This is a genomic window from Actinophytocola sp. (assembly GCF_035712165.1).
Taxonomy (GTDB): domain Bacteria; phylum Actinomycetota; class Actinomycetes; order Mycobacteriales; family Pseudonocardiaceae; genus DASYTH01.
Genome location: NZ_DASTBH010000559.1, coordinates 1 through 18,210, shown reverse-complemented (window position 1 = coordinate 18,210; position 18,210 = coordinate 1). Strand labels below are relative to the sequence as shown.

At 68.4% G+C, this 18,210-nt stretch carries 29 protein-coding genes and 1 pseudogene; 1 reads left to right on the top strand and 29 read right to left on the bottom strand.

Annotated features, from left to right (window positions below; all coding sequences use genetic code 11):
• A partial coding sequence (gene secY, locus VFO68_RS31895; protein WP_325162135.1) for a preprotein translocase subunit SecY occupies window positions 1-836 on the bottom strand: 836 nt, incomplete at its 3' end.
• Window positions 837-1,061: 225 nt separating this feature from the next.
• On the opposite strand from secY, the gene VFO68_RS31890 reads away from it, so the two are divergent.
• Window positions 1,062-1,343, top strand: coding sequence for a metalloregulator ArsR/SmtB family transcription factor (locus VFO68_RS31890; protein ID WP_325162134.1), 282 nt, complete (start codon window positions 1,062-1,064; stop codon window positions 1,341-1,343).
• Here the strand turns inward: VFO68_RS31890 and VFO68_RS31885 are convergent.
• The 28 genes and pseudogenes from VFO68_RS31885 to VFO68_RS31750 form a co-directional block, all read right to left on the bottom strand.
• Window positions 1,334-2,065 carry a hypothetical protein gene (locus tag VFO68_RS31885; protein ID WP_325162133.1) on the bottom strand — a complete coding sequence of 244 codons (732 nt, stop codon included), beginning with the start codon at window positions 2,063-2,065 and terminating at the stop codon, window positions 1,334-1,336. The genes VFO68_RS31890 and VFO68_RS31885 overlap by 10 nt on opposite strands.
• Window positions 2,066-2,094: 29 nt before the next feature.
• Complete coding sequence (locus VFO68_RS31880) at window positions 2,095-2,745, bottom strand: hypothetical protein (protein ID WP_325162132.1); 651 nt, start codon at window positions 2,743-2,745, stop codon at window positions 2,095-2,097.
• A 64-nt stretch (window positions 2,746-2,809) separates the two neighbouring features.
• Complete coding sequence (rplO, locus tag VFO68_RS31875; protein ID WP_325162137.1) at window positions 2,810-3,253, bottom strand: 50S ribosomal protein L15; 444 nt, start codon at window positions 3,251-3,253, stop codon at window positions 2,810-2,812.
• Window positions 3,250-3,432: a 50S ribosomal protein L30 gene (rpmD, locus tag VFO68_RS31870; protein ID WP_325162136.1), complete on the bottom strand. Its 183-nt coding sequence runs from the start codon at window positions 3,430-3,432 to the stop codon at window positions 3,250-3,252. Before rpmD ends, rplO begins: the two co-directional genes overlap by 4 nt.
• A gap of 5 nt (window positions 3,433-3,437) precedes the next feature.
• A complete protein-coding gene (rpsE, locus tag VFO68_RS31865) occupies window positions 3,438-4,091 on the bottom strand; it encodes a 30S ribosomal protein S5 (protein WP_325162131.1) in 654 nt (217 codons plus the stop codon).
• Window positions 4,092-4,125: 34 nt separating this feature from the next.
• Window positions 4,126-4,533 carry a 50S ribosomal protein L18 gene (gene rplR / locus VFO68_RS31860; protein WP_414635613.1) on the bottom strand — a complete coding sequence of 136 codons (408 nt, stop codon included), beginning with the start codon at window positions 4,531-4,533 and terminating at the stop codon, window positions 4,126-4,128.
• Window positions 4,530-5,069 carry a 50S ribosomal protein L6 gene (gene rplF / locus VFO68_RS31855; protein ID WP_325162129.1) on the bottom strand — a complete coding sequence of 180 codons (540 nt, stop codon included), beginning with the start codon at window positions 5,067-5,069 and terminating at the stop codon, window positions 4,530-4,532. The genes rplR and rplF overlap by 4 nt, the downstream gene beginning before the upstream one ends.
• Window positions 5,070-5,081: 12 nt before the next feature.
• The gene (gene rpsH / locus VFO68_RS31850; RefSeq protein ID WP_325162128.1) at window positions 5,082-5,480 is read right to left on the bottom strand and encodes a 30S ribosomal protein S8; all 399 of its coding nucleotides are present in this window, start codon (window positions 5,478-5,480) and stop codon (window positions 5,082-5,084) included.
• Window positions 5,481-5,565: 85 nt separating this feature from the next.
• Complete coding sequence (locus VFO68_RS31845) at window positions 5,566-5,751, bottom strand: type Z 30S ribosomal protein S14 (protein WP_325162127.1); 186 nt, start codon at window positions 5,749-5,751, stop codon at window positions 5,566-5,568.
• A gap of 5 nt (window positions 5,752-5,756) precedes the next feature.
• Window positions 5,757-6,320, bottom strand: coding sequence for a 50S ribosomal protein L5 (gene rplE / locus VFO68_RS31840; protein WP_325162126.1), 564 nt, complete (start codon window positions 6,318-6,320; stop codon window positions 5,757-5,759).
• A complete protein-coding gene (gene rplX, locus VFO68_RS31835; protein WP_325162125.1) occupies window positions 6,320-6,640 on the bottom strand; it encodes a 50S ribosomal protein L24 in 321 nt (106 codons plus the stop codon). Before rplX ends, rplE begins: the two co-directional genes overlap by 1 nt.
• Window position 6,641: 1 nt before the next feature.
• Window positions 6,642-7,010: a 50S ribosomal protein L14 gene (rplN, locus tag VFO68_RS31830; protein ID WP_325162124.1), complete on the bottom strand. Its 369-nt coding sequence runs from the start codon at window positions 7,008-7,010 to the stop codon at window positions 6,642-6,644.
• The gene (rpsQ, locus tag VFO68_RS31825) at window positions 7,007-7,300 is read right to left on the bottom strand and encodes a 30S ribosomal protein S17 (protein ID WP_325162123.1); all 294 of its coding nucleotides are present in this window, start codon (window positions 7,298-7,300) and stop codon (window positions 7,007-7,009) included. Before rpsQ ends, rplN begins: the two co-directional genes overlap by 4 nt.
• Entirely contained in the window at window positions 7,297-7,548 is a 252-nt protein-coding gene (rpmC, locus tag VFO68_RS31820; protein WP_325162122.1) for a 50S ribosomal protein L29, read from the bottom strand. Before rpmC ends, rpsQ begins: the two co-directional genes overlap by 4 nt.
• Window positions 7,548-7,967 (bottom strand): 50S ribosomal protein L16, encoded by a 420-nt coding sequence (gene rplP / locus VFO68_RS31815; RefSeq protein WP_325162121.1) that lies wholly within the window; start codon window positions 7,965-7,967, stop codon window positions 7,548-7,550. Before rplP ends, rpmC begins: the two co-directional genes overlap by 1 nt.
• Before the next feature lie 3 nt (window positions 7,968-7,970).
• Entirely contained in the window at window positions 7,971-8,852 is an 882-nt protein-coding gene (gene rpsC, locus VFO68_RS31810; RefSeq protein WP_325162120.1) for a 30S ribosomal protein S3, read from the bottom strand.
• Window positions 8,852-9,301 carry a 50S ribosomal protein L22 gene (rplV, locus tag VFO68_RS31805; protein ID WP_325162119.1) on the bottom strand — a complete coding sequence of 150 codons (450 nt, stop codon included), beginning with the start codon at window positions 9,299-9,301 and terminating at the stop codon, window positions 8,852-8,854. Before rplV ends, rpsC begins: the two co-directional genes overlap by 1 nt.
• Window positions 9,302-9,325: 24 nt before the next feature.
• The gene (gene rpsS, locus VFO68_RS31800) at window positions 9,326-9,607 is read right to left on the bottom strand and encodes a 30S ribosomal protein S19 (protein ID WP_325162118.1); all 282 of its coding nucleotides are present in this window, start codon (window positions 9,605-9,607) and stop codon (window positions 9,326-9,328) included.
• Between the two features lie 19 nt (window positions 9,608-9,626).
• Window positions 9,627-10,463: a 50S ribosomal protein L2 gene (gene rplB / locus VFO68_RS31795; protein WP_325162117.1), complete on the bottom strand. Its 837-nt coding sequence runs from the start codon at window positions 10,461-10,463 to the stop codon at window positions 9,627-9,629.
• Window positions 10,464-10,476: 13 nt separating this feature from the next.
• Window positions 10,477-10,776: a 50S ribosomal protein L23 gene (gene rplW / locus VFO68_RS31790; protein ID WP_325162116.1), complete on the bottom strand. Its 300-nt coding sequence runs from the start codon at window positions 10,774-10,776 to the stop codon at window positions 10,477-10,479.
• A gap of 305 nt (window positions 10,777-11,081) precedes the next feature.
• Window positions 11,082-11,762: pseudogene (gene rplD, locus VFO68_RS31785) on the bottom strand (50S ribosomal protein L4); the annotation flags it as partial.
• A complete protein-coding gene (rplC, locus tag VFO68_RS31780) occupies window positions 11,759-12,415 on the bottom strand; it encodes a 50S ribosomal protein L3 (RefSeq protein ID WP_325162115.1) in 657 nt (218 codons plus the stop codon). The pseudogene rplD and the gene rplC, both read right to left, overlap by 4 nt.
• 13 nt (window positions 12,416-12,428) lie before the next feature.
• Entirely contained in the window at window positions 12,429-12,734 is a 306-nt protein-coding gene (gene rpsJ, locus VFO68_RS31775) for a 30S ribosomal protein S10 (RefSeq protein ID WP_003938093.1), read from the bottom strand.
• Window positions 12,735-12,965: 231 nt separating this feature from the next.
• On the bottom strand, window positions 12,966-14,159 hold the full coding sequence (gene tuf, locus VFO68_RS31770) for an elongation factor Tu (RefSeq protein WP_325162114.1): 1,194 nt from the start codon (window positions 14,157-14,159) through the stop codon (window positions 12,966-12,968).
• Between the two features lie 113 nt (window positions 14,160-14,272).
• Complete coding sequence (gene fusA, locus VFO68_RS31765) at window positions 14,273-16,372, bottom strand: elongation factor G (protein ID WP_325162113.1); 2,100 nt, start codon at window positions 16,370-16,372, stop codon at window positions 14,273-14,275.
• A 60-nt stretch (window positions 16,373-16,432) separates the two neighbouring features.
• A complete protein-coding gene (rpsG, locus tag VFO68_RS31760) occupies window positions 16,433-16,903 on the bottom strand; it encodes a 30S ribosomal protein S7 (protein WP_325162112.1) in 471 nt (156 codons plus the stop codon).
• A complete protein-coding gene (gene rpsL, locus VFO68_RS31755; protein ID WP_030473471.1) occupies window positions 16,903-17,277 on the bottom strand; it encodes a 30S ribosomal protein S12 in 375 nt (124 codons plus the stop codon). Before rpsL ends, rpsG begins: the two co-directional genes overlap by 1 nt.
• 370 nt (window positions 17,278-17,647) lie before the next feature.
• A partial coding sequence (locus VFO68_RS31750; RefSeq protein ID WP_325162111.1) for a SagB family peptide dehydrogenase occupies window positions 17,648-18,210 on the bottom strand: 563 nt, incomplete at its 5' end.

Below are 18,210 nucleotides of genomic sequence, written 5' to 3'. Positions count from 1 at the left end.
ATGACGCCGGCCTGGTTGACCTTCAGGGGCAGATAGGTCGATGTGCCGCCGTACATCCGGCGACCGATCATGCGTTTGGCGTACTGCACCGGGATGCGGCGTTGGCCCTGTTCCACGAACACGACGCTGACGATGATCAGGAACCCGAACGCGCAGACCGCGGCGAACACCAGACCGCCGGTCGAGTCCTTCTCGAGGATGTTCGCGCCCTCGAACGGGATGCGGGCCGCGATGTTGACGAACATCAGCAGCGACATGCCGTTGCCTACGCCGCGCTCGGTGATCAGTTCGCCCAGCCACATGATCACGGCCGTGCCGGCGGTCATCGTGATGACGATGATCGACAGATCCCACACGCTGTTGTTCGGGATGATCTTGATCTCGGCGCCGGTGGCCGGGTCGGTGCAGCTGCCGAACAGCTGGCCCCGATCGGCCATCGCCACGATGCCGGTGGCCTGCAGGATGGCCAGGCCGATCGTCAGGTAACGGGTGTACTGGGTCAGCTTGCCCTGGCCGGACTGGCCTTCCTTCTTGAGCTGTTCGAACCGCGGGATGACCACGGTGAGCAGCTGGATGATGATGCTCGCGGTGATGTAGGGCATGATCCCCAGCGCGAACACCGTCAGCTGCAGCAACGCGCCGCCGCTGAACAGGTTCAGCAGTTGGAAAACGCCCTGGTCGTCGACGTTCTCGATGCACTTCTGCACGTTGGGGTACGACACCCCTGGCGACGGCATCGTGGCACCGACCCGGTACACCGCGATGATCATCAGTGTGAACAGGATCTTGCGGCGCAGATCCGGCGTCGCGAGAGCCGAGCGGAAGGCGCTGAGCACGCGAGACCTCCTCGGCGTCACCGGCGGTCCACGCCGGTGAGCGGCTTAGCCGGTTTGGGACCGGCAGGAACATGGCCTGGCCACCGGGTACCGGCAAGCCAGGAACGCTTCGGGGGACACTCCACCCGAAGCGTGCTCACGACTCTAACAGGGTGTCCCCGTGTGGTTGCACCCCAGGGCAGGTGGAGATTGACAGGCAACCAAACGGTTACCTATTTTTGCCACGTGGACGACGACCTGGACGCCGTGTTCAAAGCGCTGGCCGACCGCACCCGGCGGCTCGTGCTGGACCGGCTGCGGGAGCGGGGCGAGCAACGCCTGGTCGACCTCTGCGCGCATCTGGAGATGAGCCGTCAGGCGGTGTCCAAGCACGTCGCGATCCTCGAGGCCGCCGGTCTCGTACACACCACCCGGCGCGGCCGGGACAAGCTGCACAACCTCGACCCCGGGCCGGTCGACGACATCTACCTGCGCTGGATCAGCCACTACCAGCTGACCTACCGGTAGTCGTCCTGAGGCTCGTCCGGTGGCGCGTCCTCCAGCCGCCGGACGAGCACCGGAAGTCCCAACGGCTCCGTGGCCGGCTCCACCCGCTCGGGTTCCGCCGGCTGCGGCGCCGGACGCCAGGCGATGACGGCGATCACGGCGGCCGCGACGGCAAGGGCGGCCGCCAGCGACGTGGACCACAACCCGGGGCCCACGCTCGCCTCCGCGCTGTTCTCGACCCCACTGGGCTCCGCCCACACGTTGGCCCACCAGCGCACCTGCAACGCGACGTTGCCCGCCGTCGCGACGACGAACGCCGCGGCGGCTACGGCCGCGAGTGCCCCCGCCCGGCCCCACCGGTTGCCCGCGACCGGCCGGACCGCGCCGAACGCCAGCAGCACCGCGGCGGCCAGCAGCAGGGCGGCGCACACCAGGAGCGGCACCCCGTTGGCCGGGGCACGACCGTCCGAGCTGATGATGGCCGGATCGGTGTCCTCGAAGAGCTGCTCCCACGCCGTAACGATCATCGTGAACCGCTGAAGGTCGCCGAGCCGCACGTGGACGGAAACGAACACCTGCAGCGCCCCGACGACGGTCAGCACCGCGGCGGTCAGGCAGAGCAGGGCGCCGAGCACACTGGCGCGGTTGAGCGGCCTGGGCGGCCGGGCCGGCGGTTCGGCCGGAGACGGCGCATGCGGCTCCAGTTCCCGCTCCAGCTCCAGTTCGTGCCCCAGGTCGCTCATAACCCGATAGTGGCACGGAAGGCGGGCGCCTAGCGGTACTCCGCGGCCGGCTCGTCCGGCGGCGCGTCCGGCAGGCGGTGCACCACGGCGGCCGTCCCGGCCGGCTGTGCCGGCGAGTGGGTCCGGCGCCGCTGGTCGCCGGTCGCCCGCCAGGTGACCATGGCCGCCACGATCGCGAGCCCGGTGGCCGCCAACAACGTCCAGAGTCCCGCACCGGTTCTGGACCAGTAGTTGGCCAGCGTTCCGGGCGGGAGGTCCGGATCGGGCCCACCGAGCAGCCCCTCCAGCCACCAGCGCTGTTGCAGTCCGAGTGCCGCGGCCGTGCCGGACAGGAAGGCCGCGGCGACGACGGCCGTCAGGCCGGCGGAGCGGGCGGCGCGCAGGCCGAGCAGGGCGGCGACGAACAACAGTGCCGCCGCCAGCGTGAGGGCCAGGCCGTACTCCGGCACCTGGACCTCCGGGTCGACCGCCGACCCGTTCAGCTCGACCCGCTGGGCCCAACTGGTGACGGAGATGAAGGTCCGGTCCAGTCGAGCGGTCACCAGCGGCTGGAAGGTCGCGATCATCGTGAGCGCGGCGGCGGCCACGCACGACAACGCGCCGAGCACCCGCATTCGGCCCCGCGCGGGCGGTCTCGGCTCCGGGGGGTCGTCGGGTCGCGCGGCCGGCGGCTCGGTCATGATCCGATGGTGACACGAAACGGCCGGCAGGAGACTCCTGCCGGCCGTTCCCGTTTGTCTGCGACTACAGCGTGGTGGCGGTGCCGCCGGCCGCGGTGAGCTTGTCGGTGGCGGACTTGGAGAAGGCGTGCGCGGTGACGTCGAGCTTGACCCCGACCTCGCCGTTGCCCAGCACCTTCACCAGCTTGTTCTTGCGGACCGCGCCCCGCTCCACCAGTTCGTCGACGCCCACGGCGCCGCCCTCGGGGAACAGCCGGGCGATGTCGCCGACGTTCACCGGCTGGTACTCGGTGCGGAACCGGTTGCGGAACCCGCGCAGCTTGGGCAGCCGCATGTGGATGGGCATCTGACCACCCTCGAAGGCCACCGGCACGTTCTTGCGGGCCTTGGTGCCCTTCGTGCCCCGGCCCGCGGACTTGCCCTTGGAGCCCTCACCGCGACCCACCCGGGTCTTCTCGGTCTTGGCTCCCGGCGCCGGGCGCAGGTGATGGATCTTGATTGCCATCAGTCGATCTCCTCGACGGTCACGAGGTGCCGCACCGCGTGGATCAGGCCGCGGACCTCGGGGGTGTCGTCACGCACCGTCGACTGGCGGATCTTGCGCAGGCCGAGCGTTCGCAGCGACTCGCGGTGGTTCCGCTTGGTCCCGATGGTGCTCTTGATCTGGGTCACCTTGAGCTTGGCCATGGCGCTCACGACCCCTGTCCGGCACGCGCACGCAGCATTCCGGCCGGGGCCACGTCCTCCAGCGGCAGGCCACGGCGGGCCGCCACCTCCTCCGGACGCTGCAGACCCTTCAGCGCGGCCACCGTCGCGTGCACGATGTTGATCGCGTTGTCGCTGCCCAGCGACTTGGACAGCACGTCGTGCACCCCGGCGCACTCCAGCACGGCACGCACCGGGCCACCGGCGATGACACCGGTACCGGCGCTGGCCGGACGCAGCAGGACCACGCCCGCGGCCCGCTCGCCCTGGATCGGGTGCGGGATGGTGCCGCCGATGCGCGGGACGCGGAAGAAGTTCTTCTTCGCCTCCTCGACGCCCTTGGCGATGGCGGCCGGCACCTCCTTGGCCTTGCCGTACCCGACACCGACCATGCCGTCACCGTCGCCGACCACGACCAGCGCGGTGAAGCTGAACCGGCGGCCACCCTTGACGACCTTGGCCACGCGGTTGATGGCCACGACGCGCTCGAGGTGCGGGGTCTTCTCCTGGGCCGCGCCGCCACGGCCGCCGTCGCGGCGGTCCCGGCGGTCCCGGCGGTCGCCGCGCTCACCGCGGTCGCCGCCACCGCCACCCTGGCCGCCGCCCTGGCCGCCGCCGAATTGCCGCGTACGTCCCGGCATCAGGCGTTCCTTCCCGTCTTCTCAATCTGCATCACTAGAACTCCAGTCCGGCCTCGCGGGCCGCGTCGGCCAGCGCCGCGATCCGGCCGTGGTAGTCGTGGCCGCCGCGGTCGAACACGACGCGGCTGACTCCCGCACTCTTGGCGCGGTCGGCCAGCAGCGCGCCGACCTTGGCCGCCCGGGCCTTCTTGTCGCCGTCCAGCGCGCGCACGTCGGCCTCCAGGCTGGACGCCGACGCCACCGTGTGACCGGCGAGGTCGTCCACGAGCTGGGCGACGATGTGCCGCGAGGACCGGGTGACCGCGAGGCGGGGGCGCTCCGGCGTGCCGGAGACCCGCTTGCGGAGCCGGAAGTGCCGGCGGGACTTGGCGATCCGGCGCCGGGTGGAGATGTCCTTGCCCACCGGCTTGCGCTTGGTTGCCGTTGTTTCAGCCATGATCACTTACCCGTCTTTCCGACCTTGCGGCGGATCTTCTCGCCTGCGTAGCGCACGCCCTTGCCCTTGTACGGGTCGGGCTTGCGCAGCTTGCGGATGTTCGCGGCCACCTCACCGACCCGCTGCTTGTCGATGCCCTGCACCGAGAACCGGGTCGCGGCCTCGACCGCGAAGGTGATGCCCTCCGGCGGAGTGACCTTCACCGGGTGACTGAAGCCGAGCGAGAACTCGAGATCGCTGCCGCGCAGCACGACGCGGTAACCGACGCCGTAGATCTCCAGCTTCTTCTCGTAACCCTCGGTGACACCGACCACCAGGTTGTTCACCAGCGACCGGGTCAACCCGTGCAGTGCCCGGTTCTGCCGCTCGTCGTTGGGCCGCGTGACGGCCAGGGTGCCGTCCTCGGCCCGCTCGACGGAGATCGGCTCGGCCACGGTGTGGCTCAGGGTGCCCTTGGGACCCTTCACGGTCACCTGCTGCCCGTCGATCTTCACGTCCACACCGGACGGGACCGGGATCGGCAGCTTGCCAATGCGCGACATCGGTGCTTCCCCTTACCAGACGTAGGCGAGGACTTCCCCGCCCACGCCCTGCTTGCCGGCCTGCCGATCGGTGAGCAGCCCGGACGACGTCGAGATGATCGCCACGCCGAGGCCGCCGAGCACCTTGGGCAGGTTGGTCGACTTGGCGTAGACCCGCAGACCGGGCTTGGACACGCGGCGCAGGCCGGCGATGCTCCGCTCCCGGTTGGGGCCGTACTTGAGCTCGACGATCAGGGTCCTGCCCTGCTCGGCGTCCTCGCTGCGGTAGCCGGTGATGTAGCCCTCGCGCTTGAGGATCTCGGCGATGTTCTCCTTGAGCTTGGAGTGCGGCAGGACGACCTCGTCGTGGTATGCCGAGTTCGCATTGCGCAGACGAGTCAGGAAGTCTGCGATCGGGTCGGTCATCGTCATGGTGACCTGTCAACCTTTCTCGCCGTGGTTCCCGGCGCAGCCGGGCCTGCGGCGACCCTTGGGGGTCATCGGGGGAGGTGGAGCCTCACCAGCTGGACTTGCTCACTCCGGGCAGCTCGCCGCGGTGGGCCATCTCCCGCACGCAGATCCGGCACAGGCCGAACTTGCGCAGCACGGCACGGGGCCGGCCGCAGCGCTGGCAGCGGGTGTAGGCACGGACCTTGAACTTCGGCTTGCGCGCCGACTTGTGAATCAAAGCCTTCTTCGCCATGGGCTTCAGTTCTCCCTGAACGGGAAGCCCAGGTGCTTCAGCAGCGCCCGGCCCTCCTCGTCGTTGCTCGCGGTCGTGACCAGCGTGATGTCCATGCCGCGCTGGCGGTCGATCGAGTCCGGGTCGATCTCGTGGAACATCGACTGCTCGTTGAGACCGAAGGTGTAGTTGCCGTTGCCGTCGAACTGCTTGGGCGACAGGCCGCGGAAGTCCCGGATACGGGGCAGCGCGATGGTCAGCAACCGGTCCAGGAACTCCCACATGCGGTCGCCGCGCAGCGTGACCTTGGCGCCGATCGGCATGCCCTCACGCAGCTTGAACTGGGCGATGGACTTGCGTGCGCGGCGGATCTCCGGGCGCTGGCCGGTGATGATCGACAGGTCGCGGACCGCGCCCTCGATCAGCTTGCCGTCCCGGGCCGCGTCGCCGACACCCATGTTGACCACGACCTTGACCACCCGGGGGATCTGCATGGCGTTGCCGAACTTGAAGTCGTCCTGCAGCGCCGGCACGATCTCCGCGCGGTAGCGGGATTTCAGGCGAGGGATGGTCTTCTCTGTGGTTGTCATCAGATCTCCTTCCCCTTGCCGTGCGGGCCCTTGGCGATGCGCACCTTGCGCCCGTCGTCGTTGACCTTGTAGCCGACCCGGACCGGCTTGCCGTCGTGCACCAGCATCACGTTGCTCACGTGGATCGGCGCCTCCTGCGTGACGATGCCGCCGGACTTGGCGCCGCGCTGGGTCTGGGTGATCCGGGTGTGCTTCTTGACCCGGTTCACGCCCTCGACCAACACCTTGTCGTCCTTCGGGTAGGCCTGGATCACCTTGCCCCGGGCGCCCTTGTCCTTACCGGCGATCACGAGGACGGTGTCGCCCTTCTTGATCTTCATCTCAGAGCACCTCCGGCGCGAGCGAGATGATCTTCATGAACTTCTTGTCGCGCAGTTCGCGGCCGACCGGGCCGAAGATGCGGGTGCCCCTCGGCTCGTTGTCCGGCTTGATGAGCACTGCGGCGTTCTCGTCGAACCGGATGTAGCTGCCGTCCGGACGGCGCTTCTCCTTGGCGGTGCGCACCACGACCGCCTTGACGATGTCGCCCTTCTTCACGGCGGCACCGGGGATCGCGTCCTTGACCGTCGCCACGATGATGTCGCCGATGCCCGCGTAGCGGCGCGCCGAACCGCCGAGCACGCGGATGCACAGAATCTCCTTGGCACCCGTGTTGTCGGCGACGCGAAGTCGCGACTCCTGCTGAATCATTTCGCCTTCTCCACGATCTTGACGAGGCGCCAGCGCTTGGTCGCCGACAGCGGGCGGGTCTCCATCAGCAGCACGCGGTCACCCACGCCGGCGGTGTTCTCCTCGTCGTGCGCCTTCACCTTCGTGGTGGAGCGCATGACCTTGCCGTACAGCGGGTGCTTCTTGCGGTCCTCGAGGGCGACCACGATCGTCTTGTTCATCTTGTCGGACACCACGAGGCCCTCCCGGACCTTGCGGCGACCGCGGCTCTTGTCGTGGAACAGCTCGTCGGTATCGATCGGCTCGGTCATGCCACACCCTCACTCGTCGCCGGCTCGTCGTCTGGGGACACCGACAGGCCGAGCTCGCGCTCGCGCATCACGGTGTAGATCCGGGCGATGTCGTGCCGGACCGTGCGCAACCGGCGGTTGTTGTCCATCTGGCCGGTCGCCATCTGGAAGCGGAGGTTGAACAGCTCCGCCTTCGACTCGCGCAGCCGCAGCACCAGCTCTTCGTCGTTGAGCTCGCGCAGCTCGGCGGCCTGAGCACCGGATGCCATCAGAAGTCACCACCTTCGCGCGTGACGATGCGGCACTTCATCGGAAGCTTGTGCATCGCCCGGCGCAGTGCCTCGCGGGCCACGGTCTCGTTCGGGAAGCTCAGCTCGAACATCACCCGGCCCGGCTTGACGTTGGCGATCCAGTGCTCCGGCGAGCCCTTGCCGGAACCCATCCGGGTCTCCGCCGGCTTCTTGGTCAGCGGCCGGTCCGGGAAGATGTTGATCCAGACCTTGCCGCCACGGCGGATGTGCCGGTTGATGGCGATACGCGCGGACTCGATCTGCCGGTTGGTCACGTAGGCGGGCGTGAGTGCCTGGATGCCGTACTCGCCGAAGTTGACCCGGGTACCGCCCTTGGCCGCACCGCCCCGCTTCGGGTGATGCTGCTTGCGGTGCCTGACCTTGCGTGGGATGAGCATGGCTCAGCCCTCCCCGTTCCCCGTGTCGGTCTGGTTGTTGCTCCGCGGCGCCTCGGCGGCACCGCCCGCGGCGGCGTCGAACTCGGCCGCCGCCTGCTCGACCGCGGCCGGCGCCGGAGCTGGCGGCTCGGAGCGGCCGGTGTCGGAGCCGGCCGGTGCGCCGCCGCCGGCCGCGCCGGTACGGCGGGCCCTGGTCGGCCGCTCACGCCGCGGGGCGCGCTGCTCGGGAGCGTGCGCCACGGCCTGCTCACGCCGGCCGCCGACCACGTCGCCCTTGAAGATCCACACCTTGACGCCGATCCGGCCGAAGGTGGTGCGGGCCTCGAAGAAGCCGTAGTCGATGTCGGCGCGCAGCGTGTGCAGCGGCACCCGGCCCTCGCGGTAGTGCTCGGAACGGGACATCTCGGCGCCGCCGAGCCGGCCGCTGCACTGCACCCGGATGCCCTTGACCTGCGGCGAACGCATGGCCGACTGGATGGCCTTGCGCATCGCGCGGCGGAACGAGACCCGGTTGGACAGCTGCTCCGCGGTCACCTGGGCGACCAGCTGGGCGTCCGCCTCGGGGTTCTTCACCTCGAGGATGTTGAGCTGCACCTGCTTGCGGGTCAGCTTCTCCAGCTCACCCCGGATGCGGTCGGCCTCGGCACCCCGGCGGCCGATCACGATGCCCGGGCGGGCGGTGTGGATGTCGACCCGCACCCGGTCCCGGGTGCGCTCGATCTCCACCTTGGAGATGCCGGCCCGCTCCATGCCCTTGGAGAGCAGCCGGCGGATCTTGACGTCCTCCGCCACGTACTCCGCGTACTGCTTGTCGGCATACCAGCGGGACTTCCAGTCGGTGGTGATGCCCAGCCGGAAGCCATGCGGGTTGATCTTCTGTCCCACTAGCTGGCACTCCTCTTCGCACTGGACTTGCGGCCGGCGCTCTTGGCGGCCGCAGCCTTCGCGGGCTTCTTCTCGATCTTGATCGACTCGAGCTCGATGGTGATGTGGCTGGTGCGCTTGCGGATCCGGTAGGCCCGGCCCTGCGCGCGCGGCCGGAACCGCTTGAGCGTCGGACCCTCGTCCACGTATGCCGTGCTCACCCAGAGCGTCTCCGGGTCGAGGTCGAGGTTGTTCTCGGCGTTGGCCATGGCGCTCGCGAGCACCTTGGCCACCGGCTCACTGGCGGCCTGCGGCGCGAACTGGAGCACGGCCAGGGCGTCGCTGGCGCTACGACCCCGGATGAGGTCGACGACCCGGCGCACCTTCATCGGGGTGGCCCGGACGTAGCGAGCCCGAGCGATGGCGCGCGGGAGTTCCTCCTGCGCCACCTCTGCGTTGCGGGCGTTCATCGCTTGCTTCCCTTACTGTCTGGCCTAGCGCCTGCGCGCCTTGCGGTCGTCCTTGACGTGGCCCCGGAACGTGCGGGTGGGGGCGAACTCACCCAGCTTGTGCCCGACCATCGACTCGGTGATGAACACCGGGACGTGCTTGCGGCCGTCGTGCACCGCGATGGTGTGGCCGAGCATGTCCGGGATGATCGTGGACCGGCGCGACCAGGTCTTGATCACGGTCTTCTTGCCGGACTCGTTGAGCACGTCCACCTTCTTGAGCAGGTGGTCGTCGACGAACGGGCCCTTCTTCAAACTGCGTGGCATGTCCTAACTCCTTCCCTGCTCAGCGCTTCTTGCCGGTACGCCGGCGGCGGACGATCATGCGGTCGCTCGGCTTGCCCTTGCGCCGCGTGCGGCCCTCCGGCTTGCCCTTCGGGTTGACCGGGTGGCGACCACCGGAGGTCTTGCCCTCACCACCGCCGTGCGGGTGGTCGACCGGGTTCATGGCCACACCGCGGACGGTCGGGCGCTTGCCCTTCCACCGCATCCGGCCGGCCTTGCCCCAGTTGATGTTGGCCTGCTCGGAGTTGCCGACCTCGCCGACCGTGGCGCGGCAGCGCACGTCCACGTTGCGGATCTCGCCCGAGGGCATCCGCAGCTGGGCGTACTGGCCCTCCTTGGCGACCAGCTGCACGCTGGCCCCGGCCGAGCGGGCGATCTTGGCGCCGCCACCGGGCCGCAGCTCGATCGCGTGGATCACGGTGCCCACCGGGATGTTGCGCATCGGCAGGTTGTTGCCCGGCTTGATGTCGGCCCGCGGGCCGTTCTCGATCCGGTCACCCTGGCGCAGCTTCTCCGGCGCGATGATGTACCGCTTCTCGCCGTCGGCGTAGTGCAGCAGCGCGATCCGCGCGGTGCGGTTCGGGTCGTACTCGATGTGCGCGACCTTGGCCGGCACGCCGTCCTTGTCGTGCCGCCGGAAGTCGATCAGCCGGTAGGCCCGCTTGTGGCCACCGCCCTTGTGCCGCGTGGTGATCTTGCCGTGCACGTTGCGGCCGCCCTTGCCGTGCAGCGGGCGGACCAGCGACTTCTCCGGGTGATCACGAGTGATCTCGGAGAAGTCGGACACGCTCGCGCCACGGCGGCCCGGCGTGGTCGGCTTGTACTTGCGAATACCCATGTGTACTCAGTCCTTACGAGGCCGGTCCGCCGAAGATCTCGATCGGCTTGCTGTCCGCGGTCAGCGTGACGATCGCGCGCTTCGTGTCCTTGCGCTTGCCGTACCCCGTGCGGGTGCGCTTGCGCTTGCCCTGGCGGTTGAGCGTGTTGACGCTGACCACCTGCACGCCGAACACCTTCTCGACCGCGATCTTGATCTCGGTCTTGTTCGCGTGCGGGGCCACCACGAACGTGTACTTGTTCTCCTCGAGCAGCCCGTAGGACTTCTCGGAGATCACCGGCGCCAGCAGCACGTCACGAGGGTCGGGAATCACTTCTCCTCCTCCTTGGCCTTGCGCTGCGACGGCGGCAGCTGGAAGCCCGCGTTCTCGGCGTCCTCCTCGGAGGCGAACCACACCTCGGCGACGGTCCGGTTGTAGTGCGAGCTACCCGGCACGTGGTACAGCTTCGAGCCGGCGTTGCCCTTGATCGGGTAGCCCTCCGGCTCCGAACCGTCCTCGAGCGGGGCGTGGCTGCCCGGGCCGTAGTCGGCACCGTCGGCGGCGGCCGGCGCGGCCTCCTTGGCCTTGGCCGGCTTGGCTTCCTTGGCGGGCTTGGCTTCCTTCGCCTTGGCCGGCTTGGCCTTGGGCGCCTCGGCGACCTCGCTCTCCCGCGCGACGGCCTTGGCGCCACCCCGGATCGGGCCGGCGAGGAAGGCGTCCAGCGCGGTGCGAGAGAACACCACGTCGTCGTTGACCAGCACGTCGTAGGTGTTGAGCTGGTCCGGCGAGAGGATGTGCACGTTCGGCAGGTTGCGCGCGGACACCCAGTTGACGTCCTCGTCCTTGTTCAGGACCAGCAGCACGCGCTTGGCGTCGGTGACCGACTCGAGCACCTTGCGCGCCGCCTTGGTGGACGGGGCGTCGCCGTCGACCAGGCCGCTGAGCACGTGCACCTGGCCGGCGCGGGCCCGGTCGGACAGCGCACCACGCAGCGCGGCGGCCTTCATCTTCTTCGGGGTGCGCTGGCTGTAGTCCCGGGGCGTCGGGCCGTGCACGACGCCACCGCCGGTGAACTGCGGCGCCCTGGTCGAACCCTGCCGGGCCCGACCGGTGCCCTTCTGCCGGTACGGCTTCTTGCCACCACCGCGAACCTCGCCGCGGGTCTTGGTGTCGTGCGTGCCCTGCCGGGCAGCGGCCTGCTGGGCCACGACCACCTGGTGCATCAGCGCGATGTTGGCCTGGGTGTCGAAGACCTCGGCGGGCAGCTCGACCGAACCGTCGGTCTTGCCGTCCGGGGTCTTGACCTCGACGCTGGTCATTCGGAGGCACCACCCTTCGCGGCGCTCTTGAGGAACACCAGGCCGCCCTTGGGGCCGGGCACCGCGCCCTTGATCAGGATCAGGCCGGAGTCGGCGTCCACCCGGTGCACGGTCAGGTTCTGCGTGGTGACCCGGACATGCCCCATCCGGCCGGCCATGCGCAGCCCCTTGAACACCCGGCCCGGCGTGGCGCAGCCGCCGATCGAGCCCGGGCTGCGGTGCTTGCGCTGGGTGCCGTGGCTGGCCCCGAGTCCCTTGAACCCGTGCCGCTTCATGACACCGGCGGTGCCCTTGCCCTTGCTGGTGCCGGTCACGTCGATCACGGTGCCGGCCTCGAACACCTCGGCGGTGATCTCCTGGCCGACCTCGTAGCTGTCCGCGTCGGTGGTGCGCAGCTCGGCGAGGAATCGCCTCGGGGTGACCTTGGCCTTGTCGAAGTGCCCGGTGCGCGGCTTGTTCACCTTGCGCGGGTCGATGGCGCCGAACGCCAACTGCACGGCCGAGTAGCCGTCGCTGTCCGCCGTGCGGATCTGGGTGACGACGTTCGGGCCGGCCTTGATCACGGTCACCGGGACGATCCGGTTGTTCTCGTCGAAGACCTGGGTCATCCCGAGCTTGGTGCCCAGGATCCCCTTCATCTGCCTGTCAGACATATCTACTCAGGCCTCACTGAATGTTGACGTCGACGCTGGCCGGCAGGTCGATGCGCATCAGCGCGTCGACCGTCTTCGGCGTCGGGTCGAGGATGTCGATCAGACGCTTGTGCGTGCGCATCTCGAAGTGCTCGCGCGAGTCCTTGTACTTGTGCGGCGAGCGGATGACGCAGTAGACGTTCTTCTCGGTGGGCAGCGGCACCGGCCCGACGACCCGAGCACCGGTGCGTGTCACGGTCTCGACGATCTTTCGCGCCGACGCGTCGATCGCCTCGTGGTCGTAGGCCTTGAGCCGGATGCGGATCTTCTGTCCCGCCATGGTGGCTTGCCGTCCTTCTTGAGTGCCGCTTCCGGTCCACGCGGTCGGGTGTGTCGCGCCCGTTGCGCAGACCGACCCCTTGGCCTTGCCGTTGGGGGTGGTCATGGGATGGCCCGCGAGGCGGGCCCCACTCGCGTCAGGGCGGCCGGCTGGTGAACCGACCGGCCGCCCGACGACGAGCAACCTGTCAAGGATGCCACATGGGGATGTGGCGCCCCAAACTGGGGGTAACTACTTGATGATCTTGGTAACCCGGCCGGCGCCGACGGTCCGGCCACCCTCACGGATGGCGAACCGCAGACCCTCTTCCATCGCGATCGGCTGGATGAGGTCGACCTTCATCTCGGTGTTGTCGCCCGGCATGACCATCTCGGTGCCCTCGGGGAGGGTCACCACACCGGTCACGTCCGTGGTCCGGAAGTAGAACTGCGGGCGGTAGTTGTTGAAGAACGGCGTGTGCCGCCCGCCCTCGTCCTTCGACAAGATGACGACGTTGGCCTCGAACTCCACGTGCGGAGTGTTGGTGCCGGGCTTCACGACGACCTGGCCGCGCTCGACCTCTTCACGCTTGATGCCGCGCAGCAGCAGGCCCACGTTGTCGCCGGCCTGGCCCTGGTCGAGCAGCTTGCGGAACATCTCGACGCCCGTGACGGTGGTCGACTGGGACTTGTCCTTGATCCCGACGATCTCGACCGTCTCGCCGACCTTGACGATGCCACGCTCGACGCGGCCGGTCACCACGGTGCCGCGACCGGTGATGGTGAACACGTCCTCGATCGGCATCAGGAACGGCTTCTCGATCTCACGCACCGGCTCCGGCACGTTCTCGTCCACCGCGTCGAGCAGCTCCATGAGCTTGGCGCCCCACTCGGCGTCGCCCTCCAGCGCCTTGAGCGCGGAGACCCGCACGACCGGCAGGTCGTCACCGGGGAAGTCCTGGCTGGACAGCAGCTCGCGGACCTCCAGCTCGACAAGCTCGAGGATCTCCTCGTCGTCCACCATGTCGGCCTTGTTCAGCGCCACCACGATGTAGGGCACACCAACCTGGCGGGCCAGCAGCACGTGCTCACGAGTCTGCGGCATCGGGCCATCGGTCGCCGCGACCACCAGGATCGCGCCGTCCATCTGGGCGGCGCCGGTGATCATGTTCTTGATGTAGTCGGCGTGACCCGGGCAGTCCACGTGCGCGTAGTGCCGCTTCTCGGTCTGGTACTCGATGTGCGCAATGGAGATCGTGATGCCGCGGGCCTTCTCCTCCGGCGCCTTGTCGATCTCGTCGAACGGCGTGAAGGGGTTGAGGTCCGGGTGCTTGTCGTGCAGGACCTTCGAGATCGCCGCGGTCAGCGTCGTCTTGCCGTGGTCGATGTGACCGATGGTCCCGATGTTGACGTGCGGCTTGGTCCGCTCGAACTTCGCCTTCGCCACTGTCTTCGTCCTCCTGGACTTGTCATTACGCTGCCGTGGCCGACCGCGTTGTCAGGTTCGGTAGTGCGGAACCCTAGAGGCACGCCCCGTAGGGCTCCGCACCGGATCTGTATTTACTCGCCAGTCGCCTTGGCGATGATCTCCTTCGCGACGTTCGTCGGAACCTCCGCGTAGGAGTCGAACTGCATCGAGTAGTTCGCCCGACCCTGGGTCTTGGACCGCAGGTCGCCGACATACCCGAACATCTCCGACAGCGGCACCAGCGCCCGCACGACACGGGTTCCGCTGCGCTCGTCCATGGCCTGGATCTGGCCACGCCGGGAGTTCAGGTCGCCGATGACGTCGCCCATGTAGTCCTCGGGCGTGGTCACCTCGACCGACATCATCGGCTCGAGCAGCACCGGCGAGGCCTGCTTCGAGGCCTCCTTGAGCGCCATCGAACCGGCGATCTTGAAGGCCATCTCGGACGAGTCCACCTCGTGGTAGGCACCGTCGAGCAGCGTGACCTTGACGCCTACCAGCGGATACCCGGCCATGATGCCGTACTGCATGGCGTCCTGGGCGCCGGCGTCCACCGACGGGATGTACTCCTTCGGAACCCGGCCACCGGTGACCTTGTTCTCGAACTCGTACAGCGCACCGTCCAAAGTGGGCAGCGGCTCCAGCTTGATCTGCACCTTGGCGTACTGACCCGAACCGCCGGTCTGCTTCTTGTGGATGTACTCGTACTTCTCGACCGTCTTGCGGATGGTCTCGCGGTAGGAGACCTGCGGCTTGCCGATGTTGGCCTCGACCTTGAACTCCCGCCGCATCCGGTCGACCAGGATGTCGAGGTGCAGTTCCCCCATGCCCTCGATGATGGTCTGGCCGGTGTCCTCGTTCAGGCTGACCCGGAACGTCGGGTCCTCCTCGGCGAGCTTCTGGATCGCGGTGGACAGCTTGTCCTGGTCGGCCTTGGTCTTCGGCTCGATCGCCACCGAGATGACCGGCTCCGGGAACGTCATCGACTCCAGCACGATCGGGTTGGCCGGGTCGCACAGCGTGTCGCCGGTGGTCGTCTCCTTCAGGCCGATCATCGCGTAGATGTGACCGGCCCGGGCCTCGTCGACCGGGTTCTCCTTGTTGGCGTGCATCTGGAAGAGCTTCCCGATGCGCTCCTTGCGCTCCTTGGTGGAGTTGATCACCTGGGCGCCCGGGTTCACCTTGCCGGAGTACACCCGGACATAGGTCAGCTTGCCGAAGAAGGGATGCGCGGCGATCTTGTACGCGAGCGCCGAGAACGGCTCCTCGACGCTGGGCTTGCGGGTGGCCGTGCTGACGCCGTCGGGCAGCAGACCCTCGACGCCCGGCACGTCCGACGGGGACGGCAGGTAGTCGATGACCGCGTCCAGCATCGGCTGCACGCCCTTGTTCTTGAACGCCGAGCCGCACAGCACCGGGTAGGCCTCCCGGGCGATGGTGAGCTTGCGGATGCCGGCCTTGATCTGGTCGACGGTGAGCTCCTCGCCGCCGAGGTAGACCTCCATCAGCTCGTCGTCCGCCTCGGCGACCGCCTCGATCAGCTGCTCGCGGTAGTGCTGAGCCTGCTCGAGCAGGTCGGCCGGGATCTCCTCGACCGTGTAGTCCTCGCCCTTCTTGACCTCACCGTGCCAGTACAGCGCGCGCATCTCGACCAGGTCGATGACGCCCTCGAAGGCGCTCTCCGCGCCGATCGGCAGCTGGATGGGCAGCGGGCGGGCGCCGAGGCGCTCGGAGATGGTGCGCACGGTGAAGTAGAAGTCGGCGCCGAGCTTGTCCATCTTGTTGACGAAGCAGATCCGCGGCACGTCGTACTTGGTGGCCTGCCGCCAGACCTGCTCGGACTGTGGCTCGACACCTTCCTTGCCGTCGAAGACGGCCACGGCGCCGTCGAGCACCCGCAGCGAGCGCTCGACCTCGACGGTGAAGTCGACGTGTCCGGGCGTGTCGATGATGTTGATCTGGTGGTTGTCCCAGAAGCAGGTCGTCGCGGCGGACGTGATCGTGATGCCGCGCTCCTGCTCCTGCTCCATCCAGTCCATCACCGCGGCGCCGTCGTGCACCTCGCCGATCTTGTAGCTGATCCCGGTGTAGAACAGGATCCGCTCGGTCGTGGTCGTCTTGCCCGCGTCGATGTGGGCCATGATCCCGATGTTTCGGACCTTGGCCAGGTCGTTCAGCACGTCGAGTGCCACGGGTCTGTTCCCCTGTCTTGAATGAACAGCGTCAGTGCCGGCCGGTGGGCCGGCGCCGAATCACCAGCGGTAGTGAGCGAAGGCCTTGTTGGACTCCGCCATCTTGTGTGTGTCCTCGCGGCGCTTCACGCTCGCCCCGAGACCGTTGCTCGCGTCCAGCAGCTCGTTCATGAGCCGCTCGACCATCGTCTTCTCGCGGCGCTGCCGGGAGAAGTTGACCAGCCACCGCAGCGCGAGGGTGGTGCTGCGACCGGGCTTGACCTCGATCGGCACCTGGTAGGTGGCGCCACCCACACGCCGGCTCTTGACCTCGATCGTCGGCTTGACGTTGTCCAGCGCGCGCTTGAGCGTGACCACCGGGTCGGTGCCGGTCTTGTCCCGCGCGCCTTCCAGTGCGCCGTAGACGATCCGCTCCGCGACGGAGCGCTTCCCGTCCCGCAGCACCTTGTTCACCAGCTGGGTGACCAGCGGAGAGCTGTAGACCGGGTCGGAGATCAGCGGCCGCTTGGGGGCCGGGCCCTTACGTGGCATCAGCTCTTCTCCTTCTTCGCGCCGTAGCGGCTGCGGGCTTGCTTGCGGTTCTTCACACCCTGGGTGTCCAGCGAGCCACGGATGATCTTGTAGCGCACCCCCGGCAGGTCCTTCACCCGGCCGCCGCGCACCAGGACCATGGAGTGCTCCTGGAGGTTGTGGCCCTCACCCGGGATGTAGGCCGTGACCTCGATGCCGCTGGTCAGCTTCACGCGCGCGACCTTGCGCAGCGCGGAGTTCGGCTTCTTCGGGGTGGTGGTGTAGACGCGGGTGCACACGCCGCGCCGCTGCGGGCTCCCCTTGAGAGCCGCAGTCTTCTGCTTGGCGACCTTGTCCTGGCGGCCCTTGCGGACCAGCTGCTGGATCGTGGGCATAGACCGGCTTTCTTCTCAACGTTGCATGTTTGCCTGGTGTTCCCCCCGGCCCCGCCGTAACCCGAGGTCGGGCGTGTCGCCCTGCTCAGGCACCCGTGCGGGATAAAATCCCTCTGGGGTTCAAGAGGAACTCGACGTGCCTGGCGGCAGCCAGCTCATCGGTTACGACTCGCATAGCGTCACGCACAGGCACACCGACCGACCCGACAAGGGTCGGGCACAAGTAGGTAAGATACCTGGCCCCGCCACTCGAGGTCAAAGCGGGGTCCCTGTCGGACCTCACCGGGTGAAACCACGTTCAACCCAACGTCAGCCGCCGCTACGGCGAGTTGCTTGTCGTCGGGAACAACCGCCTGAAGGTGGGACACACCTACGTTCGCCGGCTGGACAACATGAACTCCCCGATGCTGGCCTCCTCGAGCTCGTCGAGGCCGGTGGCCTGCGCGAACAGGGCGGAGTCACCGGCGCCCAGGGCGCACGGGGCGAGGTTCATCGCGGTGGCGACCAGGTACATGGTCTGCAGCAGCGCGCCGAGGTCCTTGAGGATCAGTGCGTAGGCCATGCCCTGGTACTTCCACATCACCCGGCCGAACCGGGCCGTGACGACCAGCAGGACCTGCGGCGGGTGGCTGCCGCCGGCCGCCGCGCTGGCCCGCCCCACCAGCTGACGAACGGCGCGGTCGCCAGCCGGGACCGGTTCGAGCACGTGCGCGAACGGGTCGTAGTGGTACATGCCGGCGGCCAGACCGGACACCCGGCTCACCACCGGGTAGATCTCCAGGCCGTGCAGCGCGCCACCGGACGGGCTGGGCCGCAGCGACACCTCGGTCTTGTCGTCCTGGGCCGCCCGGCGGACCCGGGCCGACCGGTGCAGAAACTCCCCCAGCTGGGCGAGGGTGAGCGGGTGCGCGTCGTCCGGTTCCCGGACCGACC

Coding starts and splice junctions, on each gene's coding strand:
- rpsE (WP_325162131.1), bottom strand. CDS start 4,091: ATGCCGGGACGTACGCGGCAATTCGGCGGCGGCCAGGGCGGCGGCCAG.
- VFO68_RS31880 (WP_325162132.1), bottom strand. CDS start 2,745: ATGACCGAGCCGCCGGCCGCGCGACCCGACGACCCCCCGGAGCCGAGA.
- VFO68_RS31845 (WP_325162127.1), bottom strand. CDS start 5,751: ATGGCGAAGAAGGCTTTGATTCACAAGTCGGCGCGCAAGCCGAAGTTC.
- rplX (WP_325162125.1), bottom strand. CDS start 6,640: ATGAAGATCAAGAAGGGCGACACCGTCCTCGTGATCGCCGGTAAGGAC.
- rplB (WP_325162117.1), bottom strand. CDS start 10,463: ATGGGTATTCGCAAGTACAAGCCGACCACGCCGGGCCGCCGTGGCGCG.
- rplE (WP_325162126.1), bottom strand. CDS start 6,320: ATGACAACCACAGAGAAGACCATCCCTCGCCTGAAATCCCGCTACCGC.
- rpmC (WP_325162122.1), bottom strand. CDS start 7,548: ATGGCATCCGGTGCTCAGGCCGCCGAGCTGCGCGAGCTCAACGACGAA.
- rpmD (WP_325162136.1), bottom strand. CDS start 3,432: ATGGCCAAGCTCAAGGTGACCCAGATCAAGAGCACCATCGGGACCAAG.
- rplV (WP_325162119.1), bottom strand. CDS start 9,301: ATGAACGCCCGCAACGCAGAGGTGGCGCAGGAGGAACTCCCGCGCGCC.
- rplC (WP_325162115.1), bottom strand. CDS start 12,415: ATGTCTGACAGGCAGATGAAGGGGATCCTGGGCACCAAGCTCGGGATG.
- rpsH (WP_325162128.1), bottom strand. CDS start 5,480: ATGACGATGACCGACCCGATCGCAGACTTCCTGACTCGTCTGCGCAAT.
- rplF (WP_325162129.1), bottom strand. CDS start 5,069: ATGTCGCGCATTGGCAAGCTGCCGATCCCGGTCCCGTCCGGTGTGGAC.
- rpsJ (WP_003938093.1), bottom strand. CDS start 12,734: ATGGCGGGACAGAAGATCCGCATCCGGCTCAAGGCCTACGACCACGAG.
- rpsG (WP_325162112.1), bottom strand. CDS start 16,903: ATGCCACGTAAGGGCCCGGCCCCCAAGCGGCCGCTGATCTCCGACCCG.
- rplP (WP_325162121.1), bottom strand. CDS start 7,967: ATGCTCATCCCACGCAAGGTCAGGCACCGCAAGCAGCATCACCCGAAG.
- VFO68_RS31885 (WP_325162133.1), bottom strand. CDS start 2,065: ATGAGCGACCTGGGGCACGAACTGGAGCTGGAGCGGGAACTGGAGCCG.
- rpsQ (WP_325162123.1), bottom strand. CDS start 7,300: ATGACCGAGCCGATCGATACCGACGAGCTGTTCCACGACAAGAGCCGC.
- rplN (WP_325162124.1), bottom strand. CDS start 7,010: ATGATTCAGCAGGAGTCGCGACTTCGCGTCGCCGACAACACGGGTGCC.
- rpsS (WP_325162118.1), bottom strand. CDS start 9,607: ATGCCACGCAGTTTGAAGAAGGGCCCGTTCGTCGACGACCACCTGCTC.
- rpsL (WP_030473471.1), bottom strand. CDS start 17,277: ATGCCCACGATCCAGCAGCTGGTCCGCAAGGGCCGCCAGGACAAGGTC.